The organism is Streptomyces sp. NPDC001220 (genome assembly GCF_053597895.1).
The window spans coordinates 14,676-41,648 of the sequence record NZ_JBSFJE010000009.1; the positions used below are offsets into that span (position 1 = coordinate 14,676).

Sequence of the window (26,973 nt, forward strand, 5' to 3'; positions counted from 1 at the left end):
GGCACTCGTTTCGGGAACGCCCCGAAGGGGCGCGGGGAACTGCGCGACCAGCCACGATGCGGCCACACCTGCCCACACACCGCAACCCACCCGTCACGGACTCGCCGACGCCCCCGCACTCTCGCTCTCCGTCGGCGAAGCCGACCCCGTCGGGCTGGGCGTCTCCGATCCGGTCGGCGTAGGCGAGGCCGACGTCGGCGGCTCGCTGACCGGCGGTGTCGGTCGGGGAGACGCCGACTCGGTCACCGTCGGCGTCGGCCGCCCCGGAGGGGTCGGCCCCCTTCGCACCGGCGGAGCCATCCCGTACCCGTCGATCGACACCACCGCCCCCGCCGGCGCCACCGCCACCCGCGCGCTCCAGTGCCCGGCCGGCTCCCGCAGATGATCGACGTACACCTTGATCGTGAACGACTCGCCCGGCCGGAGCGTTCCCGAGGACCGCGAGAAGTACAGCCACCCCGCCGAGGTGGACACCGACCACCGCGTCGGCGCGTCCCCCGCGGCCGCGAGCGTGATCAGCGTCGTGTCACCGTCGTTCGCGGCCGTCACCGCGAGGTGCCCCGCACCGGCCTTCGTCCGGTCGCCGCCCACGACGCCGACCACCTCCACCGAGACGTCGGCCTTGCCGTCCTTCCCGATGCGCGGCCCGGGTCTGGTGCTGGCGTTTCCGGCGTTCTCGTAGCCCCCCGCCTCGTCGCCCCCCAGCGCGTCGGGCCCGGAGGCCTCGCGCGCGGTCGCGGAGGGACCCTCGTGGCTCTCCCCCGCCGGCGAGCCCCGGTACGCGGCCCACAGGGCCAGCACCGGCGCCGCCACCACCGTGGCGACGACGGTCGTCGTGACGGCACGCGCGCGTAGCCGGTCGCGGCGGGCCGCGCGGTCCTTGGGGTCCATCGGGAATCCGCGCCGGTCGAAGCGCGGCACGGCGGCGCCACGCACGCGCGTGGGGTGCGCCATCGCCATGTGCAGGGCCGCGCGGGGCGCCTCCAGGACGGGCAGCTCGGCGGGCGTGGTGATCGCGCCGGGCCACCGCCCGGGGGCCGCGCGTTCCGCGGTACGGCGGCAGCGCGGGCAGTCGTCGACGTGCCGGACCAGCTCGCGGCGCAGGGCGCTGCTGAGCACCAGCTGGCTGTCGCCGGTGAGGTGGGACACGCTGGGGCAGCCGCCGGTCTCGACGACGGCGAGCGCCGCGCGGGTGCGTTCCACCTCACAGGCGGCGGAGGCGAGCAGCTCACGGGCGCCGGGCAGGTCCATGCCGAGGACGGCGGCGACCTCGTGGGCGGTCAGGTGGTGGCGTACGGCGAGTTCCAGCGCCTCGCGCTGCTCCGGGGTGGTGCCGGCGGCCTCGGGCCAGGCGAGCTGGGCGAGTTCGCGGCGCCGCTGCTCCTCGGTCTCGCCGGCGGCCGGCGGTTCGGGGGCGCTGCGCCGTCCCGCCGCGTGGGTGGCCTGACGTTTCTGCTTGGCCTCGGCCAGCCCGCGCAGACAGGCCCAGCGGGCCAGCGCGTACAGCCAGGCCCTGCGGTCCCCGGCTGCCTCCAGGACGCGCTGGCCACGCCGCTCGGCGAGGGCGAGGACGTCCCCGAGGGCGGTGGTGGCCGCCTCGTGGTCGCACAGCACCGAGAGGCAGTACGTGAACAGCCCGTCCAGGTACGGCTCGTAACGCGCCGCCGGCGACTGCGCCAGCGCGCGAGCCGCCGTACGATCGCGCGCCGCGCGCGCCCCCCGGTGTGCCCGGTGCGCGCCAGTCATGCGGGTCGAGGTTTCCGGGCTGCTGCTCATCACCCGTGCGACCGTAGGCGGCGGCGTAACGTCCCTTCTGGCGCCTTGAGCTCTTTTAATCCGTACGGGTGAAACGATCCCTCATAAGGGGACCCGGACCCGATATTCGGTGGCTTGTTCCAGATGAGGCATGGCCAGGACCCGTCCACCCACATCCGTCACGGGCGTCACCGTGGCCCCGCTGTCAGTGGCGGGGGCTACGGTTTCCGCATGGCTGCCCGTACCAAGACCGCGAAAGACCGTCCGTCGTACCGCTGCACCGAGTGCGGCTGGCAGACGGCCAAGTGGCTCGGCCGCTGCCCCGAGTGCCAGGCCTGGGGGACGGTCGAGGAGTACGGCACGCCCGCGGTCCGCACGACGTCGCCGGGCCGGGTCACCACCTCCGCGGTGCCCATCGGAGAGGTCGACGGCCGCCAGGCCACCGCGCGGACGACCGGCGTGCCCGAGCTGGACCGGGTGCTGGGCGGCGGCCTGGTCCCCGGCGCGGTCGTCCTGGTGGCCGGCGAGCCGGGCGTCGGCAAGTCCACCCTCCTGCTCGACGTGGCGGCCAAGTCGGCCAGTGACCAGCACCGCACGCTCTACGTCACCGGCGAGGAGTCCGCGAGCCAGGTCCGGTTGCGCGCCGACCGCATCGGCGCCATCGACGACCACCTCTATCTCGCCGCCGAGACCGATCTGGCCGCCGTCCTCGGCCACTTGGACGCGGTCAAGCCGTCGCTGCTGATCCTGGACTCCGTACAGACGGTCGCGTCGCCCGAGATCGACGGCGCACCCGGCGGCATGGCCCAGGTGCGGGAGGTGGCCGGCGCGCTCATCCGCGCCTCCAAGGACCGGGGCATGTCGACGCTCCTGGTGGGCCATGTCACCAAGGACGGCGCGATCGCGGGCCCCCGTCTGCTCGAACACCTCGTGGACGTCGTGCTGCACTTCGAGGGCGACCGGCACGCCCGCCTGCGGCTCGTCCGGGGCGTCAAGAACCGCTACGGCACCACGGACGAGGTCGGCTGCTTCGAACTGCACGACGAGGGCATCACGGGCCTCGCCGACCCGAGCGGACTTTTCCTGACACGTCGTGACGAACCGGTCCCGGGTACCTGTCTGACGGTGACCCTGGAGGGTCGCCGCCCGCTGGTCGCCGAGGTGCAGGCGCTGACCGTGGAGTCCCAGATCCCCTCCCCGCGCCGCACCACCTCCGGCCTGGAGACCTCCCGGGTCTCGATGATGCTGGCGGTGCTGGAGCAGCGCGGGCGGATCAGCGCGCTCGGCAAGCGGGACATCTACTCCGCGACCGTGGGCGGCGTGAAGCTCTCCGAGCCCGCGGCCGACCTGGCGATCGCCCTCGCCCTGGCCTCCGCCGCGAGCGACACCCCGCTCCCCAAGAACCTGGTGGCCATCGGCGAGGTCGGCCTCGCGGGCGAGGTCAGACGGGTCACCGGCGTCCAGCGCAGGCTCGCGGAAGCGCACCGCCTGGGCTTCACGCACGCGCTCGTACCGAGCGATCCCGGCAAGATCCCCACGGGCATGAAGGTCCTGGAAGTCGCGGACATGGGGGACGCGCTGCGGGTGCTGCCGCGCTCCCGTCGCCGAGAGGCCCCACGGGAGGCGGAGGAGCGCCGGTAGACTTTGCCCTGGTCTCGCCCGTCCGTACGAACCGCGTGCGGGTGCGGGAGCGCCTCAGAATCTGCGACCGGAGGAGTGCAGTGGCAGCCAACGACCGGGCAACGGCTCCCGGAAAGTCCGGTGGGAGTGCCGGTTCCGATGGCCTGATGCGCGCCTCGCTGAGCGCTGTGGCTCCGGGCACGTCGATGCGCGACGGCCTGGAGCGGGTCCTCCGCGGCAACACCGGCGGGCTCATCGTCCTCGGCTTCGACAAGACGGTCGAGACGATGTGCACGGGCGGTTTCGTCCTCGATGTCGAGTTCACGGCGACCCGGCTGCGCGAGCTGTGCAAGCTCGACGGCGGCATCGTGATCTCCTCCGACCTGTCGAAGATCCTCCGGGCCGGCGTCCAGTTCGTGCCGGACGCGACGATCCCCACGGAGGAGACCGGCACGCGGCACCGCACGGCGGACCGGGTCTCCAAGCAGGTCGGCTTCCCGGTGGTCTCGGTCTCCCAGTCGATGCGGCTGATCGCGCTCTACGTCGACGGGCAGCGCCGCGTCCTGGAGGACTCGGCGGCGATCCTCTCCCGTGCGAACCAGGCGCTCGCGACCCTGGAGCGGTACAAGCTCCGCCTGGACGAGGTCGCGGGAACGTTGTCAGCGCTGGAGATCGAGGACCTGGTGACGGTCCGCGACGTCTCGGCCGTCGCCCAGCGGCTGGAGATGGTCCGCCGTATCGCCACGGAGATCGCCGAGTACGTCGTCGAACTGGGCACCGACGGGCGGCTGCTCGCGCTCCAGCTGGACGAGCTGATCGCGGGTGTCGAGCCCGAGCGCGAACTGGTGGTCCGGGACTACGTCCCCGAGCCCACGGCCAAACGCTCCCGCACGGTCGACGAGGCGCTCTCCGAGCTGGACGCGCTGAGCCACGCGGAGCTGCTGGAACTGCCGACGGTGGCGCGGGCGCTCGGTTACACGGGTTCCCCGGAGACGCTGGACTCGGCGGTGTCGCCGCGCGGCTTCCGGTTGCTGGCGAAGGTTCCGCGGCTGCCCGGGGCGATCATCGACCGGCTGGTGGAGCATTTCGGCGGCCTGCAGAAGCTGCTCGCCGCGAGCGTCGACGATCTCCAGACCGTCGACGGGGTCGGCGAGGCGCGCGCCCGCAGCGTCCGGGAGGGCCTGTCGAGGCTGGCGGAGTCGTCGATCCTCGAACGCTACGTGTAGCTCCGCGGGGGGCCGGTATTTCGGCTGCCTGCCGGTGGGGGCCGGCCACGCAGTTCCCCGCGCCCCTTACGGGGCCCGTCGTAACTGCGGGCAGTCGTGCCTCCCCCAGTGCCTCGAGGGCCTGGGAGGTGCCCCCAGGTGGCACGGGTGGGCGCAGGCGGCACCCTGCAAGCGCCGGTGAGGGAAACCCCCCGGCCTCGGCTAATCCGCCGCCAGGACGAAGGAGGCCTGGGCCTTTGTGAAGCCCGGGGTGGCGGCTTCCAGCAGGTACGTGCCGGAGCCGGCCGATCCCGCCGAAGGCGTCGCGCACTGGGGAGCGCTCGGCTTGCGGTCCCACTTCAGGGTGTACGTGATGCTGCTGCCCGCCGGCACGCGGTACCACAGGGTCCCCGCCGACCTCGGGCAGTCCGCCGACGACCAGTAGCTGTCGTCCGCACTGGCCGGCGTGATCGTCAACACCGCGTTCTTCGGCCCGAGATCGACCTTGCAGTCACTGGACGACGTGTTCTTCGCCGTGAGTTCGAAGGTCGGCGTCTGCTCCGGCGAGTAGGAGTTGTGCAGGCTCTTCAGGCTCAACGACACCGCAGCGGCCGTGCAGTTGGGAAGGGTGGAGGCCCCCGGCAGCGAGGCGACCGTACCGCCGGAGCCCGAGGTGACGTCCCCCGAGCCCGACGAGGCTCCCGAGGATCCGCCGGAACCGGACGACGAGCCGTCACCCGACCCGTCCGAACTCCCGCCGCCGGAACCGGAACTGGCACCGGAACCGGCACCGGTGCCCGTGCCGGACGACGCGCCGCCGCCCCCGCTCGACTCGTCCCGCCCGCCCGGCGCCTGGCTGATCGCCGGCCCGCTGCCGGACGGCCCCGGCGTGATCGTGGACGCGGGATTCTTGCCGTCCGCCCCGTCGGCGCCCTTCTTGCCGCCCCCGCCACTCGACGTGACGATCCAGGTGATCAGCAGCGCCAGCACGGCGACCACGGACACCATGACGACCCTCCGTCGCCAGTAGATGGAGGAGGGAAGCGGCCCGACCGGATTGCGCAGAGATCCCACGGCGCAAACTGTACGAGAGATCCGTGCACTTCCTCGCCCCACCCGCCGCTCAAACCTCAACTTTTCCGGATCATCATTTCGGCAACTTCCGTCGGCACGACCCCTCTTCGCGTGACAGGCGCGCGGGGCGGGTCCGAAGGGCGGGTCCGGGGACAGTCACCGGAAGGGCACGCCCCGGCCCGGCCGCCGCCCGGCCCCGCCGCGAACCACGTCCAACCCAGCCGTGGCCGGACGTGGCAGGATCGGAAGGGCCATGACTGAGAAGCTCCACGCCCCCGTGATCGCCTGGTTCGACGCCCATGCCCGTGACCTCCCCTGGCGCCGCCCGGAGGCGGGCCCGTGGGGTGTGATGGTCAGCGAGTTCATGTTGCAGCAGACCCCGGTCAGCCGGGTGCTGCCCGTCTACGAGCAGTGGCTGGCCCGCTGGCCGCGCCCCGCCGACCTCGCCGCCGAGGCGCCCGGCGAGGCGGTACGCGCCTGGGGCCGGCTCGGCTACCCGCGCCGCGCCCTGCGGCTGCACGGCGCCGCCGTCGCCATAGCGGAACGGCACGGCGGCGACGTACCGACGGATCACGCGCAGCTGCTCGCGCTGCCGGGCATCGGCGAGTACACCGCCGCGGCCGTCGCCTCCTTCGCGTACGGGCAGCGGCACGCCGTGCTCGACACCAATGTGCGGCGGGTGTTCGCACGGGCCGTGACCGGTGTGCAGTACCCGCCGAACGCCACCACCGCCGCCGAGCGCAGGCTCGCACGTGAGCTGCTGCCCGAGGACGAGCGGACCGCCGCCCGTTGGGCCGCCGCCTCCATGGAGCTCGGCGCGCTGGTGTGCACGGCGAAGAACGAGACGTGCCTGCGCTGCCCGATCGCCGGGGAGTGCGCCTGGCGGCTGGCCGGCAAGCCGGAGCACGAGGGGCCGCCCCGGCGCGGGCAGACGTACGCCGGTACCGACCGGCAGGTGCGCGGCAAGCTGCTGGCCGTGCTGCGCGAGGCGTACGCCCCCGTGCCGCAGGCGGCGCTCGACCGGGTGTGGCACGAGCCGGTGCAGCGGGCCCGCGCGCTGGACGGGCTGGTCTCGGACGGGCTGGTGGAGCCGCTCGCGGGCGGCCTGTACCGGCTCCCGCTGGGCTGACGTACAGCCACATCACAGGAGAAGGGGCTGTGTTACGGCCTCACCCGCACGGCAAATCAGCACATAACACGCCATAAGGTTGCGCTCGCTTACCCCGCACCTACATCCGTTACACAACCGACGGACAGCCGATTGCTACCCGAAGGCTGCTCCGCACAGCCCCGTGACAACAGGTCCGTAGCTTCGTTTCTGTGCCCGCCAGGACCGCGGGACGGCAGTAACTCAGGCACAGGGCCGGGGAAAACGGGGATCGGGAGGCGGTTGATCATGGCGCAGGGCGAGGTGCTCGGATTCGAGGAGTACGTCCGCACTCGGCAGGACGCGCTGCTGCGCAGTGCCCGCCGCCTGGTCCCGGACCCGACGGACGCCCAGGACCTGCTCCAGACCGCGCTGGTACGGACGTACGGCCGCTGGGAGACCATCGAGGACAAGCGGCTCGCGGACGCCTACCTGCGCCGGGTCATGATCAACACGCGCACCGAGTGGTGGCGGGCCAGGAAGCTGGAGGAGGTCCCGACCGAGCAGCTGCCCGACGCCTGCGTGGAGGACTCCACCGAGCAGCACGCGGACCGCGCGCTGCTCATGGACATCATGAAGGTTCTGGCACCGAAGCAGCGCAGTGTCGTGGTGCTGCGACACTGGGAGCAGATGTCCACGGAGGAGACGGCCGCCGCCCTCGGCATGTCGGCCGGAACGGTCAAGAGCACGCTGCACCGGGCGCTCGCCCGGCTCCGCGAGGAGCTGGAGTCACGCGACCTCGACGCACGCGCGCTGGAGCGTGAGGAGCAGGAGCGTTGCGCGGCCTGACCGGCACGGGGCCCAGCCGGGGCCCGGCGAGTGCACAGGCGGTGACCACGGCGGCGGCCGTGCTCGCCGCCCTCGCCCTTTTCGCCGCCGCCTGCGGCACCGGCGGCACCGGCGCCCGGGACGAGGGGCCGGCGCACGCCGACTCGGCGGAGAAGGCTCCGGCCGCCGCCGCCCCCTCACCCAACCCGTCCCAGACGTATGCCAAGGTCGACGCGGTCGCCCTGGTGAAGGCCGATCCGGCGGTCTCGGCCACCGTGAAACGAGACCTGAAGCCGTGCGCGGGCGACGAGTACCCGGTCGACGTCACCTACGGCGACCTGACCGGCGGCCCGGCCGAGGACATCGTCGTGAACGTGCTGACCTGCGGAGACGCGGTCGGGGTGGGGGCGTACGTGTACCGCGAGCAGAGCGGCGCGTACAAGAATGTGTTCAAGGCAGAGGAATCCCCGGTCTACGCGGAGATCGACCGGGGCGACCTGAGCGTGACCAAACAGGTGTACGAGAAGGGCGACCCGGTGTCGAGCCCGTCCGGTGAGAACGTGATCACCTACAGCTGGGCCGCGGGACGCTTCGTCCAGGAGGACTTCCACCACACCGACTACGGCAACGCGACCGGCAGCGGCGGCGCCACGCCGGTCCCCTCCCCCGCCGGCTGACCCCACACGAGCACACGACCACACGAGAGAGCAGGGATGGCAGACCAGACCCACGTCCTGTTCGTCGAGGACGACGACGTCATCCGCGAGGCCACCCAGCTCGCCCTGGAGCGCGACGGCTTCGCGGTCACCGCCATGCCCGACGGGCTGTCCGGCCTGGAGGCGTTCCGCGCCGACCGGCCCGACATCGCCCTGCTGGACGTGATGGTGCCGGGCCTGGACGGGGTGAGCCTGTGCCGGCGCATCCGCGACGAGTCCACGGTGCCGGTGATCATGCTGTCGGCGCGCGCCGACTCCATCGACGTGGTGCTGGGACTGGAGGCGGGCGCCGACGACTACGTCACCAAGCCGTTCGACGGCGCGGTGCTGGTCGCCCGGATCCGCGCCGTGCTGCGGCGCTTCGGGCACGCCAGCGGCGGCGACCGGCCGCACGAGGACGCTTCTCCGGTGACCGGCCTCCCGCTCACCTTCGGCGAGCTGGAGATCGACACCGAGGGCATGGAGGTGCGCCGGGCCGGCCAGCCGGTCGCGCTCACCCCGACCGAGATGCGGCTGCTCCTGGAGTTCTCCTCGGCACCGGGGACCGTACTCTCCCGGGACAAGCTGCTGGAACGCGTCTGGGACTACGGCTGGGGCGGGGACACCCGGGTCGTCGACGTCCATGTGCAGCGGCTGCGTACGAAGATCGGCCAGGACCGGATCGAGACGGTCCGTGGTTTCGGTTACAAGCTGAAGGCCTGAGCGGGGCGGTCATGCGGGGGCTCATCAGATCCATCCGGAGATCCATTCGGCACCGAGGTCCGAGTTTGCGCACCGGGCTCCGGTGGAAGCTGAGCGCGGCGATCGCGCTGGTCGGCGCGCTCGTCGCGATCGCGCTGAGCCTGGTGGTGCACAACGCCGCCCGGGTCTCGATGCTGGACAACGCGCGCGACCTGGCCAACGAACGGCTGCAGATCGCGCAGCGCAACTACGAGCTGTACGGGCGGGCGAACTTCCCGGACGTCAAGGTCAACGACCCCGAGCTGCCGCCGGCGCTGCGCGAGCGGGTCGACGCGGGCCGCCGGGCGACCGACGTCATCGACCCGGGCGGCGGCGCGCCGGACATCTGGGCGGCGGTACAGGCCAAGGACGGGCGGGTGCTGTCCCTGCACGGCACCTTCCCGAACCGGAGCAGCGATGTGCTCAAGGACCTCGACCAGGCCCTCGTCATCGGCTCCATCGCGGTCGTGCTCGGCGGCAGCGCGCTCGGCGTGCTGATCGGCGGGCAGCTCTCGCGGCGGCTGCGCAAGGCCGCGACCGCGGCCAACCAGGTCGCCCAGGGCGAGCCGGACGTGCGGGTGCGGGAGGCGATCGGCGGGGTCGTACGGGACGAGACCGACGACCTGGCGCGCGCGGTGGACGCCATGGCGGACGCGTTGCAGCAACGCCTGGAGGCCGAGCGGCGGGTGACGGCCGACATCGCGCACGAGCTGCGGACGCCGGTGACCGGACTGCTCACGGCGGCCGAACTGCTGCCGCCCGGCCGCCCGACCGAGCTGGTCCTGGACCGGGCGAAGGCGATGCGCACCCTCGTCGAGGACGTGCTGGAGGTGGCCCGGCTCGACAGCGCCTCCGAGCGGGCCGAGCTGCAGGACATCATGCTGGGCGAGTTCGTCTCCCGGCGGGTGGCCGCGAAGGACCCGGCGATCGAGGTGCGGGTGGTGCACGAGTCGGAGGTCACCACCGATCCGCGGCGCCTCGAGCGGGTGCTGTTCAACCTGCTCGCCAACGCGGCCCGGCACGGCAGGCCGCCCATCGAGGTGACCGTCGAGGGCCGGGTCATCCGGGTCCGCGACCACGGCCCCGGCTTCCCCGAGAAGCTGCTCGCGGAGGGCCCGAGCCGCTTCCGTACCGGCAGCGAGGACCGCGCGGGGCAGGGCCACGGCCTGGGCCTGACCATCGCGGCCGGCCAGGCCCGCGTTCTGGGCGCCCGCCTGACCTTCCGCAACATCCGCCCGGCGGGCGCGCCCGAGCACATCCCGGCGGAGGGCGCGGTGGCCGTGCTGTGGCTGCCGGAGCACGCCCCGACAGCCACGGGGAGCTACCCGATGCTCCCGGGGCCGACACAGGCGAGCCGTGGAGCCACTGAAGGACTGCGCTGAGCCACTGAGCGGCTGAGCGGCCGGGGGCTGGGGGCTGAGCGGCTGTCGGGGGCGCGGCGGGCTCATCCCGCTGTCCGGCTCGACGTCCTCGATCGGCCGTAGGAACGTCGTGACCAGCGTCGATCCAGGGGCCGGCCCGGCGATACGGCGGAGGGTGGCGGCCACGGCGTCCTCGGTGAGGTACATGGCGACCCCGAGAAGACAGCCGCGCACGCCCGTACCGCGAAGACGACCCTGCGCCCGTACCGAGAAGACAGCCGTGCGCCGGTCCTGAGACGGCAACCGAAAGCGGGTGGCCCCGGAGACGCTCGGTCCCCGGAACCACCCGCCGGCGTCTGTCAGACGGCCTCGACCACGGGCAGCGGCGCCGCCTCGTCGGAACCCGCCTTCTGCGCGCCGCCCCGCAGCGGCACCTCCTTGACGAACACCGCCGCCACCACGACCGCCACCGCGATCACGGCACCGAGCAGGAACGCCGAGTGCGTGCCGGCCGCCACCGCGTGCTGGTACGCCTCGCGCACCGCGGCCGGCAGCTTCGCCAGGCTGGCCGCGTCCAGCGAGGCCGACTGCTCGGTGACCTTCGAGCCCAGCCCGCCGGCCCGCGCCGCCATCTCGTTCTTGACCCGGTCGTTGAAGATCGCGCCCATGATGGCGACGCCGAAGGAGGAGCCGAGCGTACGGAACAGGGTGGTGGACGAGGACGCGACGCCCATGTCCTTCATCTCCACGCTGTTCTGCGCGACCAGCATGGTGATCTGCATCAGGCAGCCCATGCCGAGGCCGACCACGGCCATGTACACGCCGGAGATGAACCGGGTGGTGTCGGTGTCCATCGTGGACAGCAGGTACAGCCCGACTGCCAGCAGCACCCCGCCCGCGACGGGGAAGACCTTGTAGCGGCCGGTGCTGGTGGTGACCCGCCCGGCGACCAGCGAGGTCACCAGCATCGCGCCGAGCATCGGAAGCAGCAGCAGCCCGGAGTTGGTGGCGGACGCGCCCTGCACGGCCTGCTGGTACAGCGGCAGGAACAGCGTGGCGCCGAACATCACGAAGCCCACGATGAAGCCGATGATCGACATCAGGGTGAAGTTGCCGCTGCGGAAGATGTGCAGCGGCAGGACCGGCTCGGCGGCCTTGGTCTGCCAGAAGACGAACCCGATCAGCGAGACGACGCCGATGGCGATCAGTTCCATGATCCGCGCGGACGTCCAGGCGTACTCGGAGCCGCCCCAGGTGGTGACCAGCACGATCGAGGTGATGCCGAGGGTCAGCAGACCGGCGCCGAGGTAGTCGATGCGCGCCTTGCTCCGCTTCTTCGGCAGGTGCAGTACGGCGGTGACGGCGGCCAGCGCGACCACGCCGAGCGGCAGGTTGATGTAGAAGGCCCAGCGCCAGCCCCAGTTGTCGGTGATGGTGCCGCCGACCAGCGGGCCGCCGATCATCGCGAGCGCCATGACGCCGGCCATCATGCCCTGGTACTTGCCGCGCTCACGGGGCGGCACGAGGTCCCCGATGATCGCCATGACGCCGACCATCAGACCACCGGCACCGAGCCCCTGAACGGCCCGGAACCCGATCAGCTCGCCCATGTTCTGGGCCATGCCGCTGAGCGCGGAGCCGATCAGGAAGATGACTATGGAGGTCAGGAAGGCGCCCTTGCGCCCGTACATGTCACCGAGCTTGCCCCAGAGCGGGGTGGCCGCCGCGGTGGCGAGGGTGTACGCGGTCACGACCCACGACAGATGTTCGAGGCCGCCCAGGTCACCCACGATCGTCGGCATCGCCGTACCGACGATCATGTTGTCGAGCATCGCGAGCATCATCGCGATCATGAGCGCGAGGATCACGACCCGCACGCTCCTGGGCTGTTTCGCCGACGCATCCGCCGCGACCGGTGCCCCCGGTGACTCCTGGCCGGTGCCGGCCGCCTGGGTGTCCGCCATCTCTCCCACTCCCCCTGGCGGCAGCTACTTACTTGCCGCCCGGCTAGTTCAGTACACTGGAAAGGTAAACCTGTCACTAGCCGGTCGTCAAGTAAGTTACCGGGCCGGCCGCCGGTATCCGACAGGGCGAGTTTTCGCGGGAGTGCGAGGAGTAAGAGGATGGGCGTCATCATGGACGGCACCAAGCAGCAGCGCCGGGGCAACACCCGCCAGCGCATCCAGGACGTTGCCCTCGAACTCTTCGCCGAGCAGGGCTACGAGAAGACCTCCCTGCGGGAGATCGCCGAGCGCCTCGACGTGACCAAGGCGGCCCTGTACTACCACTTCAAGACCAAGGAAGAGATCCTGGTCAGCGTCTTCGAGGACCTGACGCAGCCGATCCAGGACCTGATCGAGTGGGGCGAGGGCCAGCCGCACACCCTGGAGATCAAGCTGGAGATCGTACGGCGCTACAGCCGGGCGCTCGCCGAGGCCGGACCGCTGTTCCGCTTCATGCAGGAGAACCAGGCGACCGTGCGGGAACTGCGCATCGGCGACACCTTCAAGGACCGGATGCGCGGCCTGCGGAGCATCTTCGTCGACCCGGACGCGCCCCTGACCGACCAGGTCCGCTGCATCAGCGCGATGTTCACGCTGCACGCGGGCATGTTCGTCATGCAGGACCTGGAAGGCGACCCCCAGAAGAAGCAGGAAGCCGTTCTGGAGGTCGCCCTGGACCTGGTGACCCAGGCCCACCAGGGCTCGGATCGCTCCGCTTAGAGGATCACGCGCCTCAGACGGTCACGCCCTTGGCACGGAGGAAGGCGACCGGGTTCACCGCGGAGCCGTAGTTCGGCGTCGTACGGATCTCGAAGTGCAGGTGCGGCCCGGTGGAGTTGCCGGTGCTGCCGGAGAGCGCGATGTGCTGGCCGGTCCTGACGACCTGGCCGACCTTGACGTCGACGCGGGACAGGTGCGCGTACTGCGAGTACTGACCGCCGGCGTGCTTGATGACGACGGCGTTGCCGTAGGCGGGACCGTCACCGGCCCCGTTGCCGCCGGCCTTGACGACGGTGCCGCCGTGCGCGGCGAGGACTTCGGTGCCGGTCGGCACCGCGAAGTCCTGGCCACTGTGCTTGGCGGTCCACATGCCGCCGGCCTGGGCGAAGCTCGCGGAGAGGGTGTACCTCTTCACCGGGTCGATCCAGGCGGCGGCACTGGAGGTGGCGGCCGACGCGACCCCCGAACCCACCACGGCCGTGACTCCGACACCGGCGGCCAGAACGGCGGCCCGCTTGCGGAGCGAGGACGTACGGGGAGCACGGAGAGTGGCGCGCAGGGACATCGGAACCTCGTGGAGTAGGCAACGGGGATCCCCCTCCGGCACCGGCTGACACTGACAGCCGCCGAACGGGGCATCTCTTGGTAACCCGAAAGCCGCGCACCGCTCAAATGCCACCATCTACGGCATGCCCTAGTACCTATACGTAAAGTTGACTCTTTCTTGACAGAGCCCTCGGCCGGACAGCCGGGGCCCGGCTGTGTCCGTTCGAGGGGCGAGATGGGGTAAAAACCCACTGCCCCACCACCCGGGCCCCACTATCCCGGCTAGTAACGGGCATTTCGCCCGTGCGCTATGTCACCGGCGACCGGGACCCGAAACCGTCCGGATGTGACCCGCACCTCGCCCGTTCTACCCGCAAGTAACCTCACGGTCCCCTCCGCGCCATATCCTCCACTCATCATGCCCCTGACACAGCCGTGGACGTGAGAGGACACCCCAACCGATGACCACAGGCACCTGGACCCGCCGCATGTCCGTCACCGCCGTCTCCGTGGCCGCGCTCGCCGGGATGGCCGCGCCGGCCCAGGCCGCGACGGAGAGCAGCTCCACCACGGTCGACTACGCCACCTGGCAGAGCGACTGCCAGTCCGTGATGGACCAGGCCCTGCCCTACCTGAAGCAGCGCATCGCCGCCGCCAAGCCGGGCGAGCGGCAGGCGATCGTCTTCGACATCGACAACACCACCCTGGAGACCGACTTCGGCTTCAGCTTCCCCCAGGCGGCCAACAAGCCGGTCCTGAACGTCGCCCGGTACGCCCAGGAGCACGGCGTCGCCCTGTTCTTCGTCACGGCCCGCCCGGGCATCATCTACCTGCCGACCGAGTACAACCTCGAACACGACGGCTACGACGTCTCCGGCCTGTACGTCCGCGGCCTCTTCGACCTCTTCAAGGACGTCGCCGCCTACAAGACCGCCCAGCGGGTCGACATCGAGAACAACGGCTACACGATCATCGCGAACATCGGCAACAGCGCCACCGACCTCTCGGGCGGGCACGCGGAGAAGACGTACAAGCTGCCGGACTACAACGGCCAGCTGTCGTAGTCGCACGACGCCCCACATGGCGACCCGCACCGCGTCCCACGCGGCGGTGGGCAGCCCGCGCGGCGGCATGCGAAAGGGGCCGGTGCTTCGGAAAAGCACCGGCCCCTTTCTTCGGCGAACCCCGAGGGGTTACGCCTCCTTGCTCAGGTTCGGACCGGCTCCGCCGGCCGCCTGCTCGATCGGCGGGACGTCGGGGAGCGCCGACTTCTCCTCACCCCGGAAGGTGAAGGTCTTGGCGTCGCCCTCGCCCTCGGTGTCCACGACCACGATGTGACCGGGGCGCAGCTCGCCGAAGAGGATCTTCTCGGAGAGCGTGTCCTCGATCTCGCGCTGGATCGTGCGACGCAGCGGACGCGCGCCCAGCACCGGGTCGTAGCCCTTCTTGGACAGCAGCTCCTTGGCGGACTGGGAGAGCTCGATGCCCATGTCCCGGTCCTTGAGGCGCTCGTCCACCTTGCCGACCATCAGGTCGACGATCCGCAGGATGTCCTCCTGCGTGAGCTGCGGGAAGACGACCACGTCGTCGACACGGTTGAGGAACTCGGGACGGAAGTGCTGCTTGAGCTCGTCCGACACCTTGTTCTTCATGCGCTCGTAGTTGGACTTCGTGTCGCCCGTGGCCGCGAAGCCCAGGTTGAAGCCCTTGGAGATGTCCCGGGTGCCGAGGTTGGTCGTCATGATGATGACCGTGTTCTTGAAGTCCACGACCCGGCCCTGGGAGTCGGTCAGACGACCGTCCTCCAGGATCTGCAGCAGGCTGTTGAAGATGTCCGGGTGGGCCTTCTCGACCTCGTCGAAGAGGACGACGGAGAACGGCTTGCGACGGACCTTCTCGGTCAGCTGGCCGCCCTCTTCGTAGCCCACGTAACCGGGGGGCGAACCGAAGAGACGCGACACCGTGTGCTTCTCACTGAACTCCGACATGTCGAGGGAGATCAGCGCGTCCTCGTCACCGAAGAGGAACTCGGCGAGGGCCTTGGACAGCTCGGTCTTACCGACACCGGACGGGCCCGCGAAGATGAACGAGCCACCGGGGCGCTTCGGGTCCTTCAGACCGGCACGCGTACGGCGGATCGCCTTCGACAGCGCCTTGACGGCGTCGACCTGGCCGATGACCCGCTTGTGGAGCTCGTCCTCCATGCGCAGCAGACGCGAGGACTCCTCCTCGGTGAGCTTGAAGACCGGGATGCCCGTGGCCGTGGCCAGCACCTCGGCGATCAGCTCGCCGTCGACCTCGGCGACGACGTCCATGTCGCCGGCCTTCCACTCCTTCTCCCGCTTGGCCTTGGCGGCCAGGAGCTGCTTCTCCTTGTCGCGGAGGGAGGCGGCCTTCTCGAAGTCCTGCGAGTCGATCGCGGACTCCTTGTCCCGGCGGACGGCGGCGATCTTCTCGTCGAACTCGCGCAGGTCCGGCGGAGCGGTCATCCGGCGGATGCGCATCCGGGAGCCGGCCTCGTCGATCAGGTCGATCGCCTTGTCCGGCAGGAAGCGGTCCGAGATGTAGCGGTCGGCCAGGGTGGCCGCCTGGACCAGCGCCTCGTCCGTGATGGAGACCCGGTGGTGGGCCTCGTACCGGTCACGCAGACCCTTGAGGATCTCGATCGTGTGCGGCAGGGACGGCTCGGCGACCTGGATGGGCTGGAAACGGCGCTCCAGGGCCGCGTCCTTCTCCAGGTGCTTGCGGTACTCGTCCAGGGTGGTGGCGCCGATGGTCTGCAGCTCACCGCGGGCCAGCATCGGCTTCAGGATCGAAGCCGCGTCGATGGCGCCCTCGGCGGCACCCGCACCGACCAGCGTGTGCAGCTCGTCGATGAACAGGATGATGTCACCGCGGGTGCGGATCTCCTTGAGCACCTTCTTCAGGCGCTCCTCGAAGTCACCGCGGTAGCGGGAGCCGGCGACCAGGGCGCCGAGGTCCAGGGTGTAGAGGTGCTTGTCCTTGAGGGTCTCGGGCACCTCGCCCTTGACGATGGCCTGGGCGAGGCCCTCCACGACGGCGGTCTTGCCGACGCCGGGCTCACCGATCAGGACCGGGTTGTTCTTGGTACGGCGGGACAGCACCTGCATGACCCGCTCGATCTCCTTCTCGCGCCCGATGACCGGGTCGAGCTTGGACTCACGAGCGGCCTGGGTGAGGTTCCGGCCGAACTGGTCGAGGACCAGGGACGTCGAGGGGGTGCCCTCGGCAGGCCCGCCGGCGGTGGCGGTCTCCTTGCCCTGGTAACCGGAGAGCAGCTGGATGACCTGCTGCCGCACCCGGTTGAGATCTGCGCCCAGCTTGACCAGGACCTGGGCGGCGACGCCCTCGCCCTCACGGATCAGGCCGAGCAGGATGTGCTCCGTGCCGATGTAGTTGTGGCCCAGCTGAAGGGCCTCGCGGAGCGACAGCTCCAGGACCTTCTTGGCACGGGGGGTGAAGGGGATGTGCCCGGACGGGGCCTGCTGGCCCTGGCCGATGATCTCCTCCACCTGCTGGCGGACCGCCTCGAGCGAAATCCCGAGGCTCTCAAGGGCCTTGGCGGCGACACCCTCACCCTCGTGGATCAGGCCCAGGAGGATGTGCTCGGTGCCGATGTAGTTGTGGTTGAGCATCCGGGCTTCTTCCTGAGCCAGGACGACAACCCGCCGCGCGCGGTCGGTGAACCTCTCGAACATCGTTAATCGCTCCTCAGAGCGGTCAGGCAGTGGGGGGAACTTCCCCTCTCTGTCCTTCCGCAGCTTAGTCCCGCAAGCGGGGACCGCTCATTCCAACTGCCGACACCGTCGATGGCCTCCTGACCCCGAACGCCGACATATGCTCCAACCCGATGGTGCGAGACGATGTTCCCGCAGGCCAGGCAGTTACCCCTTCCTCCAGTACGCCGATGGCGAACGTGAGACGGCCTCGCCTGCGTGTCGCCCCCTCCCACTAGGGATGTCTTACCCGCCCGGACTGACAGTCCATGCCGTATGCCCCCGGTCCCTCCGCTATGGGCGAACAACCTTGCGTCTCTCCGGACCCCGAAGGCCCCCTCTTCCGGCACTCGGCGCATTCACCCGCACACCCAGCGTAACTTGGGCGGGTTCGCGACGGTTGCACCGGGCATGGCTGGCACGGTCCCTCTGTCCGCTTCAACGGTCCCTCACCCCCGTCGTCCGCTCGGTTCCGGTGTCGATTGCGCCGTCGCGCCCGGTTCCGGTTGCGCCCTCGCACCGGGTTCCGGCCGCGCCGTCGGGCCGGACGGGCGGGCGGCCCGGCTCCGGCACTGGTACGAGAACGATCTGGGCTGGGCGACAGTGCCCGAAGCGCCCGGAAAGCCGCTGCGGCTGGTCACGGGCGTGCGTTTCGACGTGCTGGACGTGCCGGCCCCGGCGGGCGCGAGGGCGCTCAGGCATCTGGGGCCGGGCTCTCCGGTGGCACTCCGGGGCGACCGGATGCTGCTGCTGGTGGCCGCGGGCAGCGCGGAGGAGCTGCCGGGGCTGCTGGACTGGCTGGAGTGGGGCGCGCTGGCCCTGGATCTGCGGGCACTGGGCGCGCACGGCCGGATGGACGCTCCGGTACGGCGCGAGCCGGTCTCCACCGGGACCCGATCAATTCCCGAAGCCGCTCAGGCCGCCGAAGGCCCCGATGAACCGTCGGACCCTCCGGAACGTTCGGAACTTCCGGAATCCGTGCAGGGGGCCGCCTTCTGGTTGCGGCCCCCCGAGTCGGGGTGCGAGGTCGAGGCCTCGCTGCCGAGCATGTCGACGCTGTCGACGAGGTCGGCCATGGGGGGCGTCACAGGCGCCCCCGATCTCGTACGGCTGGTGGACACGGTGGCCACCGAATGCCACCGGGTCCGGTTGTGGCGCGCGAGCCATGGGCCAAAGGACCGTCAGGCGTTGGCGTCCTCGTAGGCCTGGCGAATCGTCGCCGGAACACGGCCGCGGTCGTTGACCTCGTAGCCGTTCTCCTTCGCCCACGCGCGAATCTGCGCGGTGTCCTGGCTGCCGCCGGCAGCCGCACGGGCCTTTCCACGTCCGCCCGACGCACGGCCACCGGTACGACGACCGCCCTTGACATAGGGGTCGAGAAGGCCGCGCAGCTTGTCCGCATTGGCAGTCGTGAGATCGATCTCGTACGTCTTGCCGTCCAGCGCGAACGTCACGGTCTCGTCCGCCTCGCCGCCGTCGAGGTCGTCGACAAGAAGGACCTGAACCTTCTGTGCCACCGGATTTCCTTTCATCGATAACTTCAGGGCCGGGGGTCTGCGGCGCCCGCCGTTTCGCCGCCCCCTGTTATATGCAGTACTGCAGTACGTCGGAAAGCAAACCGCTTTTGCGGGAAAAACACAAACCCCTGGGAGAGACCGAGGGGCCTGCTCCCGCCCAGAAACATGCGCGTTTCGGACATAGGGCACCGGGGCAAGGCGAGGTGCCCGGAATTGGGGCCCGATCTCCCGCCCAACTCCGCCGCGATGCCTCTTGTCCGCCCCGATCCCTCCGGGCGATCACAGATGCAGAAGCATCCGGCTGTTGCCCAAGGTGTTCGGTTTCACTCGTTCGAGTCCGAGGAACTCAGCGACACCCTCGTCATAGGAGCGCAACAGCTCGGCGTAGACATCGGTGTCCACGGGTGTCTCGCCGATCTCCACGAAGCCGTGCTTCCCGAAGAACTCGACTTCGAAGGTCAGACAGAAAACCCGGCGAACACCAAGCCAACGCGCGGTCTCCAGCAACTTCTCCAGCAACTGATGACCGACACCGGCGCCCTTGAGGCCCGGCTTCACCGCGAGAGTACGCACTTCGGCGAGGTCTTCCCACATCACGTGCAGTGCGCCGCAGCCGACCACCTCGGCGTTGTCGTCGCGTTCCGCGACCCAGAACTCCTGGATGTCCTCGTAAAGCATCACGGTGGCTTTGTCGAGGAGGATGCGGTCACGGACGTACGCGTCAAGGAGTCGGCGCACCGCCGGGACATCGCCGGTCCGGGCCCGCCGGACGGTGATGGCTTTTGCGGTGACTTCGGGGCGCATCGCTGACATGAGCGGACGCTATCGCCCGCCGTGGTCCGCCATGGAGCCGGGGTTCTCCTCTTGCGGGGCTTCCCGCTCTTCGCGTTCTTCCCGCTGTTCCGGCGTATCCGGACCCTGCACCATCCGTACGGCGTCCCGCAGGGCCTGGCGCTGTTCGTCGCTCATCATCCCGAAGAAGGCGACGAGAGCGGCGGCCGGGTTGTCGCTCTGGGACCACGCGTCGTTCATGAGGGCGGCGGCGTAGGCGGCCCGTGTGGAGACGGCCTCATATCGATAGGCACGTCCTTCGGCCTCCCGCCGCACCCAGCCCTTCTGATGGAGATTGTCCAAAACGGTCATCACCGTGGTGTACGCGATGGACCGTTCCTGCTGGAGGTCTTCCAGGACTTCTCGAACGGTCACCGGGCGGTTCCACTTCCACACCCGCGTCATGACCGCGTCTTCGAGTTCTCCCAATGGGCGAGGCACAGCTCAGACAATAGTGGCAGATCCCACCAATGGCGTGCCGGACGTGCACTTTCACCAACAAAGGCGAACAAAAAGGGCGTACGACCCGGAAGGCACAGCTGTGACCGTGAGGCGAGTCGTACGCCGGGGAGGGGAGGCCCGCGGTCAGGCGTCGCCGCTGGGGGCGGCGGTCTTCGGGCCGCTCTCCCCACGTGCCGCGCGCGCGAGGGCGGCGTCCACGGCGGCGTCCTCCTTGGCCTTGGCGGCGCCGCCCTGGGTCTTCACGATCACCCGGACCAGACCGATGAAGAAGACGGCCATGACGACCGGGGGCAGGAGCGCGGAGACGTATTCCATGCGTCCAGGGTAGCCACGGGGAACCGGGCGAAAGGTGCGGGGTGGGCGCAGTGTCGCGCAACGCGCGCGAGCTGCCGTTTTCCGCGCCGCTTCCGCGCCGCTTCCGCGCTGTGCCGCCGGGCGTCCGGTCAGCCGGCGGCGAGCTGCTGCGGCGGCGGGGTGGGCCGGCGCCGGGGGAAGACCTCGCCCGGGGTCGGAATGGGCCGCTTCGGCGCCACGGGCTCGGGGGCCGCGGGCTGCGGGGCGGGCCGCTCGGCGGGCCTCTCCTTCGGCTTCTTCTCCGGCTCCTTGGCCACACCTCCCGGCAGGGCCGTCAGGCGGACCCTGGACGCCGGAACGGCCGGTGCGGGCACCTTGCGGGCGCCCTGTGCGAGCCGGGCCCGCACATCGCGCTCCGCGAGCCCCTGGCAACGGTCGAGCAGCGCGGCGGCGCCGGGGTTGCCGCGCAGCGCCCGCAGCGCTGCGAGGTCGTCCGGGGTGGGCCGGTGTCCGGCACTCAGCGCCTCCTCCAGGAGGGTGAGATAACCGGCGACGGTCCCGGGCAGGGCCGCGCGGTACCGGACCAGATCGGCCACCAGGAAGGCACGCAACCGGGCCCCCTCACGCATCGCCTCGTCGAACGACTCGGCGAGCCGATGACAGTCCTTGATGTCCTCGGCGGAGGCGGGACCGGGGTGAAGGGCGAGGGCGAGAGCGCGGCGGAGCACACGCAGCTCCTCCGCACCGAACGCCATGCCGCCGCGGGATCCGTAGGGCGTGGGCATGGACCGAAGATACGCGTAAATCAGACAAACTCGACATAGGGGGCGGGGTGTGGCGCATCAGGGCCACCCACCTGGCCGCCGGGGGACCATGTCCCCGCCCCGCCACCTCACATCCGCGAGACGTTCCGCTCGTACACCAGGCGCAGCCCGACCAGCGTCAGCCACGGCTCGTGCTCGTCGATCACCGAGGACTCCCCCAGCACCATCGGTGCCAGCCCGCCCGTCGCGATCACCGTCACGTCGTCCGGATCGTCCGCCAGCTCCCGCGCCATCCGGCCGACCACCCCGTCGACCTGCCCGGCGAAGCCGTACACGATGCCCGCCTGCATGGCCTCCACGGTGTTCTTGCCGATCACACTCCGCGGCCGGGCCACCTCGATCTTCCGCAGCTGCGCGCCCCTGACACCCAGCGCCTCCACGGAGATCTCGATGCCGGGCGCGATCACGCCGCCGACGTACTCCCCGCGCGCGGAGACCGCGTCGAAGGTCGTCGCCGTACCGAAGTCGACGACGATCGCCGGGCCGCCGAACAGCTCGACGGCGGCGACCGCGTTGATGATCCGGTCCGCGCCGACCTCCTTGGGGTTGTCGGTGAGGATCGGCACCCCGGTCTTCACCCCCGGTTCCACCAGCACCGCCGGCACATCGCCGTAGTACCGCCGGGTGACCTCGCGCAGCTCGTGCAGCACGGACGGCACGGTCGCGCAGATCGCGATGCCGTCGATACCGTCACCGAGTTCGTCGCCGAGCAGCGGGTGCATGCCCATCAGGCCCTGGAGGAGCACCGCCAGCTCGTCGGCGGTACGGCGCGCGTCCGTGGAGATGCGCCAGTGCTCGACGATGTCCTCGCCGTCGAAGAGCCCGAGGACGGTGTGCGTGTTGCCGACATCGATGGTGAGCAGCATGGGGTCACTCCGCCTCGCGCAGATCCAGGCCGATGTCCAGGATCGGCGAGGAGTGGGTCAGGGCACCGACGGCCAGGAAGTCCACGCCGGTGTCGGCGTACGCCCGCGCGTTCTCCAGGGTGAGCCGCCCGGAGGCCTCCAGGAGCGCGCGGCCGTGCACGATCGCCACGGCCTCCTCGCACTCCCCCGGCGTGAAGTTGTCCAGCAGGATCAGGTCGGCGCCCGCGTCGACGGCCTCGCGCAGCTGGTGCAGGGTGTCGACCTCGACCTCGATCGCCAGGTCCGGGAAGGCCTCGCGGACGGCCTTGAAGGCCTGCTCGACGCCGCCGGCGGCGACCACGTGGTTGTCCTTGACCAGGGCCGCGTCGGAGAGCGACATCCGGTGGTTGACGCCGCCGCCGCAGCGCACCGCGAACTTCTCCAGGGAGCGCAGCCCCGGGGTGGTCTTCCGGGTGTCCCGCACGCGCGTGGTGGTGCCCTCCAACGCGTCCGCCCACGCGCGCGTGGCGGTCGCGATGCCGGAGAGGCGGTTCAGGATGTTGAGCGCGCTGCGCTCGGCGGTGAGCAGGTCGCGGGTGCGGGTGGTGATCGACAGCAGCGGCTGTCCGGCCTCGACCCGGTCGCCGTCCTCGACGTGCCGCTCGACCTCGAACTCGTCCGTGCAGACCACCGAGACCACGGCCTCGGCGACCCGCAGCCCGGCGACGACGCCCGCCTCGCGCGCGACGAAGTCGGCGGTCGCCACGGCCTCCTCGGGGATCGTCGCGACGGTCGTCACGTCCACGCCGTTGTCCAGGTCCTCCTGGATGGCCACGTTGGCGATGTCCTCGACCTCCACGGGGTCGAGTCCGGCGGCGGCGAGGAGTTCGGCGAGCGCGGGGTCGAGCCCGCACTCCAGGTACTCCTCGTCGCCCTCGGCGCCGCAGGCACAGCCGTCGCCGCAGCCGCCGCCGTTGGCGAGGGGAAGGTCGTTGGTGCTCACGTCTGTCACTGCTCCTGGGATGGCTGGTGCGGCCGGGTCGGGGGGAAGTCTGCGGTGTCGGTGGTGCCCACGGCCAGCGAGCGGTCCGGATTCAGCCGTACGACGATGTGGCGGCGCCACGCGGTGTCGTCGCGGTCGGCGTGGTCCTCGCGCCAGTGGCAGCCGCGGGTCTCCTGGCGGCGCCGGGCCGCCTCGACGAGCACCCGCGCGACGCACAGGAGGTTGGTGGCCTCCCAGGTGTCGACGCCGGGCTCGGCGGTCTTGCCGTTCTCGGCGAGGGCGTCACGGGCCTCGGTGTGCAGGCGCTGGAGCTGCTCGGCGGCCCTGGCCAGGGATTCCTCGGAGCGCAGGACGCCGGCGCCCTCGGTCATGATCCGCTGGATCGCGAACCGGGCCTCGGGGGCCTGCAGCGGGTGCGCGGGCTTGTCGGGGTGCGGGACCGGGACGGGCACGCGCGCGTGCAGGCGGTTCTCCGCGTGCCGCGCCGTGATGTCGGCGGCGATGCGCTCGGCGTAGACCAGGCCCTCCAGGAGGGAGTTGGAGGCGAGCCGGTTCGCGCCGTGCACGCCGGTGCACGCGACCTCGCCGCACGCGTAGAGCCCGCGCACGGTCGTGCGCCCGCGCGCGTCGGTGCGCACGCCCCCGGACGCGTAGTGCGCGGCCGGCGCTATCGGGATGGGCTCGGTGACCGGGTCGATGCCGTGCGCCCGGCAGGCGGCCAGGATCGTCGGGAAGCGGTGTTCCCACATGTCGGCGCCGAAGTGCCGGGCGTCCAGGAACATGTGCTCGGCGTCCTGCTCCTGCATGCGCCGCATGATGCCCTTGGCGACGATGTCCCGGGGCGCCAGCTCGGCCAGCTCGTGCTGCCCGACCATGAAGCGCACGCCGTCCGCGTCGACCAGGTGCGCGCCCTCCCCGCGCACCGCCTCGGAGACCAGCGGCTGCTGACCCTCCGCGTCGGCGCCGAGGAACAGCACGGTCGGGTGGAACTGGACGAATTCGAGGTCGGAGACCTCCGCGCCGGCCCGCAGCGCGAGCGCCACGCCGTCGCCGGTGGACACCGACGGGTTGGTGGTGGCGGAGAAGACCTGGCCCATGCCGCCGGTGGCGAGGACGACCGCGGGGGCGTGCACGGCGCCCACGCCGTCGTGCTGGCCCTCGCCCATCACGTGCAGGGTCACGCCCGCCGTGCGCCCCTCGGCATCGGTCAGCAGGTCGAGCACCAGCGCGTTCTCGATCATCCGCACGCCCCGCGCGCGAGCCGCTTCCACCAGGGCGCGCGAGACCTCCGCGCCGGTCGCGTCCCCGCCCGCGTGCACGATCCGGCGCCGGTGGTGGCCGCCCTCGCGCGTGAGCTCGATGTCGCCGTCCGCGTCGGTGTCGAAGTGGGCCCCGGTCGAGATCAGCCGCCGTACCGCGTCGGGGCCCTCGGTGACGAGGATCCGTACGGCACCCTCGTCGCACATGCCCGCGCCGGCGACCAGGGTGTCGTCCAGGTGCTGTTCGGGGGTGTCGCCCTCGCCCAGGGCGGCCGCGATGCCGCCCTGGGCCCAGCGGGTGGAGCCGTCGTCGAGGAGCGCCTTGGTGACGACGACCGTGGTCAGTCCGGCGGCCTCGCAGCGCAGGGCGGCGGTCAGGCCGGCGACGCCGGACCCCACGACCACCACGTCCGCGTCGATGGACCACCCGGGGGCGGGTGCGTGCAGTCGTATGCCTGTGCTGGTCACGAGGCGGCTCCGGGAGCGGCGAAGGTGAGCGGGATGTTGTCGATCAGCCGGGTCGTCCCGACCCGGGCGGCGACGGCGAGGACGGCTTCTCCGGTGAAGTCGTCGTCGATCTCGGTGAAGTCGGAGGGGTCGACCAGGGCGAGGTAGTCCAGTTCGAGCGGCGGGTCGTAGTGGACGGCCTCGTCCAGGACCGTCCGCGCGGCGGCGCGCACGGCGGCCGCGGCGTTCGGCACGGCCTTGGCGACGGCGTGCGCGTCGGCCGCCGCGCGGGACTCCCCTATGGCGCTGAGCGCCTCGGCACGCGCCCGCGTGGACGGCACCTCGCGCGCCCGCGCACGCAACGCCTCCTGCGCGGCGTGCCGGTCGGCTCCGGCGAACAGCGCGCGCGACAGCGTGAGCGCCGTGCGGCGCTCGTCGGCCGACAGGTAGCGGTTGCGGCTGGAGAGCGCGAGCCCGTCGGTCTCGCGCACCGTGGGTACACCGACGATCTCGATGCCGAAGTTCAGGTCCCGCACCATGCGCCGGATCACGGCCAGCTGCTGGGCGTCCTTCTGCCCGAACAGGGCCGCGTCGGGGCGGGTGAGGTGCAGCAGCTTGGCGACGACGGTGAGGACGCCGTCGAAGTGCCCGGGGCGCGAGGCGCCCTCCAGGAGCGTGCCCATCGGACCCGCGGTGATCCGCACCTGGGGCTGCCCGCCCGGGTAGACCTCCTCGACCGACGGGGCGAACACGGCGTCCGCGCCCGCCTGTTCCGCGATCTTCAGGTCGGCGTCCAGGGTGCGCGGGTAGCGGTCGAGATCCTCGCCGGCCCCGAACTGCAGCGGGTTGACGAAGACCGTGACGACGACCTCGCCGTCCGGGCCGGCGATCTCGCGGGCGCTCCGGATCAGCGTGGCATGGCCCTCGTGCAGGGCACCCATGGTCATCACGACGGCCCGGCGACCGTGTCGCACGCGCGCGTGCAGTTCGTCGGCGGTGCGCAGCAGGGTGGTGCTCATCGGGGGTTCCCCTCGGTGCCGTGGGTGCCGTTCGTGCCGCCGGCGAGGACGCCGAGGAGGTCCTCGGCGAGTTCCGGCTTCAGCAGGCCCTGGGCGAGCGCCCGGTCGGCCGTGGCACGGGCCATCGCCAGATAGCCGTCGACGGTCTGCGGGGCGTGCCGGCGCAGCTCCGTGACGTGCGCGGCGACGGTGCCCGCGTCCCCGCGCGCTACCGGCCCGGTCAGTGCCGCGTCGCCGGAGCGCAGGGCGTTGTCCAGGGCGGCACCGAGCAGCGGGCCTAGCATCCGGTCCGGGGCCTCGACACCGGCCGTGCGGAGCAGCTCCATGGACTGGGCGACCAGGGTGACCAGGTGGTTGGCGCCGAGGGCGAGGGCCGCGTGGTAGAGCGGGCGGTTCTCCTCGGAGATCCACTCCGGCTCGCCGCCCATCTCGATGACGAGGGCCTCGGCGGCCAGCCGCAGCTCCTCGGGCGCGGTCACCCCGAACGAGCAGCCCGCGAGCCGCTGCACGTCCACCGGTGTCCCGGTGAAGGTCATCACCGGGTGCAGGGCCAGCGGCAGCGCGCCCGCGCGCAGGGCCGGATCGAGGACCTTGGCGCCGTATCGCCCGGAGGTGTGCACGAGCAGCTGGCCCGGCCGTACCGCGCCGGTCTCGGCGAGGCCGGCGACCAGGCCGGGCAGGGCGTCGTCGGGGACGGTCAGGAGCACCAGGTCGGCGCGCTGGAGGACCTCGGCGGGGGGTACCAGCGGGATGTCGGGCAGCATCGCCTCGGCGCGCCGCCGGGAGGCGTCGGAGACCCCGGAGACGGCCACCGGACGGTGCCCGGCGAGCTGCAGGGACGCGGCGAGCGCGGGACCCACCCGGCCGGCGCCGACGACGCCGACGGTGAGCCGCGCGGGGCGGTCACTGGGGTCTGGCTGTTGGACTGTACTCACGCGACGGTGGCCTTCCCGTTCCAGTCCGCTCTGGGTACCGGACGATTTCTCGTCATGTTAACGCTATCGGGTTCGGGCCCAGTTGGCTGTCCACAGGCTGTGGGTGACCGGTCACACCGCCCGGGACGGCCCCCCCCGGGCGGAAAATGCGAGGACCTCCGTCCC

General features: G+C 71.3%; 25 protein-coding genes. 10 read left to right on the forward strand and 15 right to left on the reverse strand.

Going from position 1 to position 26,973, the window contains the following annotated elements:
* Positions 1-93 precede the first annotated feature (93 nt).
* The gene (locus tag ACWDGI_RS21870) at positions 94-1,776 is read right to left on the reverse strand and encodes a BACON domain-containing protein (RefSeq protein ID WP_450761425.1); all 1,683 of its coding nucleotides are present in this window, start codon (positions 1,774-1,776) and stop codon (positions 94-96) included.
* A gap of 210 nt (positions 1,777-1,986) precedes the next feature.
* On the opposite strand from ACWDGI_RS21870, the gene radA reads away from it, so the two are divergent.
* On the forward strand, positions 1,987-3,396 hold the full coding sequence (gene radA / locus ACWDGI_RS21875) for a DNA repair protein RadA (protein ID WP_450761427.1): 1,410 nt from the start codon (positions 1,987-1,989) through the stop codon (positions 3,394-3,396).
* Between the two features lie 80 nt (positions 3,397-3,476).
* Positions 3,477-4,601, forward strand: a complete 1,125-nt coding sequence (disA, locus tag ACWDGI_RS21880; protein ID WP_450761429.1) for a DNA integrity scanning diadenylate cyclase DisA — start codon at positions 3,477-3,479, stop codon at positions 4,599-4,601.
* A gap of 201 nt (positions 4,602-4,802) precedes the next feature.
* On the opposite strand, the gene ACWDGI_RS21885 is transcribed toward disA, so the two are convergent.
* A complete protein-coding gene (locus ACWDGI_RS21885) occupies positions 4,803-5,654 on the reverse strand; it encodes a hypothetical protein (RefSeq protein ID WP_450761431.1) in 852 nt (283 codons plus the stop codon).
* Between the two features lie 253 nt (positions 5,655-5,907).
* On the opposite strand from ACWDGI_RS21885, the gene ACWDGI_RS21890 reads away from it, so the two are divergent.
* From ACWDGI_RS21890 to cseC, 5 genes are all read left to right on the forward strand, one after another.
* Complete coding sequence (locus tag ACWDGI_RS21890) at positions 5,908-6,783, forward strand: A/G-specific adenine glycosylase (RefSeq protein WP_450761433.1); 876 nt, start codon at positions 5,908-5,910, stop codon at positions 6,781-6,783.
* Positions 6,784-7,050: 267 nt separating this feature from the next.
* Positions 7,051-7,590, forward strand: a complete 540-nt coding sequence (locus ACWDGI_RS21895; RefSeq protein WP_450761435.1) for a SigE family RNA polymerase sigma factor — start codon at positions 7,051-7,053, stop codon at positions 7,588-7,590.
* Complete coding sequence (locus ACWDGI_RS21900) at positions 7,578-8,246, forward strand: hypothetical protein (protein ID WP_450761437.1); 669 nt, start codon at positions 7,578-7,580, stop codon at positions 8,244-8,246. Before ACWDGI_RS21895 ends, ACWDGI_RS21900 begins: the two co-directional genes overlap by 13 nt.
* A 36-nt stretch (positions 8,247-8,282) precedes the next feature.
* A complete protein-coding gene (gene cseB, locus ACWDGI_RS21905) occupies positions 8,283-8,987 on the forward strand; it encodes a two-component system response regulator CseB (RefSeq protein ID WP_450761439.1) in 705 nt (234 codons plus the stop codon).
* Between the two features lie 11 nt (positions 8,988-8,998).
* Positions 8,999-10,387 carry a two-component system sensor histidine kinase CseC gene (gene cseC / locus ACWDGI_RS21910; protein WP_450761441.1) on the forward strand — a complete coding sequence of 463 codons (1,389 nt, stop codon included), beginning with the start codon at positions 8,999-9,001 and terminating at the stop codon, positions 10,385-10,387.
* Positions 10,388-10,725: 338 nt separating this feature from the next.
* On the opposite strand, the gene ACWDGI_RS21915 is transcribed toward cseC, so the two are convergent.
* On the reverse strand, positions 10,726-12,330 hold the full coding sequence (locus ACWDGI_RS21915; protein ID WP_450761443.1) for an MDR family MFS transporter: 1,605 nt from the start codon (positions 12,328-12,330) through the stop codon (positions 10,726-10,728).
* 159 nt (positions 12,331-12,489) lie between these two features.
* On the opposite strand from ACWDGI_RS21915, the gene ACWDGI_RS21920 reads away from it, so the two are divergent.
* The gene (locus ACWDGI_RS21920) at positions 12,490-13,089 is read left to right on the forward strand and encodes a TetR/AcrR family transcriptional regulator (RefSeq protein WP_450761445.1); all 600 of its coding nucleotides are present in this window, start codon (positions 12,490-12,492) and stop codon (positions 13,087-13,089) included.
* A 13-nt stretch (positions 13,090-13,102) separates the two neighbouring features.
* Here ACWDGI_RS21920 and ACWDGI_RS21925 read toward each other — a convergent pair whose 3' ends face one another.
* Positions 13,103-13,654, reverse strand: coding sequence for a M23 family metallopeptidase (locus ACWDGI_RS21925; RefSeq protein ID WP_450761447.1), 552 nt, complete (start codon positions 13,652-13,654; stop codon positions 13,103-13,105).
* A gap of 442 nt (positions 13,655-14,096) precedes the next feature.
* Between ACWDGI_RS21925 and ACWDGI_RS21930 the strand changes: the two genes are divergently transcribed.
* Positions 14,097-14,699, forward strand: a complete 603-nt coding sequence (locus ACWDGI_RS21930; protein ID WP_450761449.1) for an HAD family acid phosphatase — start codon at positions 14,097-14,099, stop codon at positions 14,697-14,699.
* A gap of 129 nt (positions 14,700-14,828) precedes the next feature.
* Here the strand turns inward: ACWDGI_RS21930 and ACWDGI_RS21935 are convergent, their stop codons facing one another.
* Positions 14,829-17,354 (reverse strand): ATP-dependent Clp protease ATP-binding subunit, encoded by a 2,526-nt coding sequence (locus ACWDGI_RS21935; protein ID WP_217559641.1) that lies wholly within the window; start codon positions 17,352-17,354, stop codon positions 14,829-14,831.
* Between the two features lie 429 nt (positions 17,355-17,783).
* On the opposite strand from ACWDGI_RS21935, the gene ACWDGI_RS21940 reads away from it, so the two are divergent.
* Complete coding sequence (locus ACWDGI_RS21940) at positions 17,784-18,575, forward strand: SCO3374 family protein (RefSeq protein WP_450761451.1); 792 nt, start codon at positions 17,784-17,786, stop codon at positions 18,573-18,575.
* On the opposite strand, the gene ACWDGI_RS21945 is transcribed toward ACWDGI_RS21940, so the two are convergent.
* From ACWDGI_RS21945 to ACWDGI_RS21990, 10 genes are all read right to left on the reverse strand, one after another.
* Positions 18,554-18,889: a histone-like nucleoid-structuring protein Lsr2 gene (locus ACWDGI_RS21945; protein ID WP_351317758.1), complete on the reverse strand. Its 336-nt coding sequence runs from the start codon at positions 18,887-18,889 to the stop codon at positions 18,554-18,556. The genes ACWDGI_RS21940 and ACWDGI_RS21945 overlap by 22 nt on opposite strands.
* Before the next feature lie 279 nt (positions 18,890-19,168).
* Positions 19,169-19,702 (reverse strand): amino-acid N-acetyltransferase, encoded by a 534-nt coding sequence (locus ACWDGI_RS21950; RefSeq protein ID WP_351712168.1) that lies wholly within the window; start codon positions 19,700-19,702, stop codon positions 19,169-19,171.
* A 9-nt stretch (positions 19,703-19,711) separates the two neighbouring features.
* Positions 19,712-20,125 carry a BlaI/MecI/CopY family transcriptional regulator gene (locus tag ACWDGI_RS21955; protein ID WP_450761983.1) on the reverse strand — a complete coding sequence of 138 codons (414 nt, stop codon included), beginning with the start codon at positions 20,123-20,125 and terminating at the stop codon, positions 19,712-19,714.
* 180 nt (positions 20,126-20,305) lie between these two features.
* Positions 20,306-20,497 carry a hypothetical protein gene (locus ACWDGI_RS21960; protein WP_450761454.1) on the reverse strand — a complete coding sequence of 64 codons (192 nt, stop codon included), beginning with the start codon at positions 20,495-20,497 and terminating at the stop codon, positions 20,306-20,308.
* A 128-nt stretch (positions 20,498-20,625) separates the two neighbouring features.
* A complete protein-coding gene (locus tag ACWDGI_RS21965) occupies positions 20,626-21,231 on the reverse strand; it encodes a hypothetical protein (RefSeq protein WP_450761985.1) in 606 nt (201 codons plus the stop codon).
* A 137-nt stretch (positions 21,232-21,368) separates the two neighbouring features.
* Positions 21,369-22,166, reverse strand: a complete 798-nt coding sequence (locus tag ACWDGI_RS21970) for a type III pantothenate kinase (protein WP_351714172.1) — start codon at positions 22,164-22,166, stop codon at positions 21,369-21,371.
* A 4-nt stretch (positions 22,167-22,170) separates the two neighbouring features.
* Positions 22,171-23,148 carry a carboxylating nicotinate-nucleotide diphosphorylase gene (gene nadC, locus ACWDGI_RS21975; RefSeq protein ID WP_450761456.1) on the reverse strand — a complete coding sequence of 326 codons (978 nt, stop codon included), beginning with the start codon at positions 23,146-23,148 and terminating at the stop codon, positions 22,171-22,173.
* 5 nt (positions 23,149-23,153) lie between these two features.
* Positions 23,154-24,875 carry an L-aspartate oxidase gene (locus ACWDGI_RS21980; RefSeq protein WP_450761458.1) on the reverse strand — a complete coding sequence of 574 codons (1,722 nt, stop codon included), beginning with the start codon at positions 24,873-24,875 and terminating at the stop codon, positions 23,154-23,156.
* Positions 24,872-25,873, reverse strand: a complete 1,002-nt coding sequence (panC, locus tag ACWDGI_RS21985; protein ID WP_450761460.1) for a pantoate--beta-alanine ligase — start codon at positions 25,871-25,873, stop codon at positions 24,872-24,874. The genes ACWDGI_RS21980 and panC overlap by 4 nt, the downstream gene beginning before the upstream one ends.
* Positions 25,870-26,808, reverse strand: a complete 939-nt coding sequence (locus tag ACWDGI_RS21990) for a Rossmann-like and DUF2520 domain-containing protein (RefSeq protein ID WP_450761462.1) — start codon at positions 26,806-26,808, stop codon at positions 25,870-25,872. Before ACWDGI_RS21990 ends, panC begins: the two co-directional genes overlap by 4 nt.
* Positions 26,809-26,973: the final 165 nt, after the last annotated feature.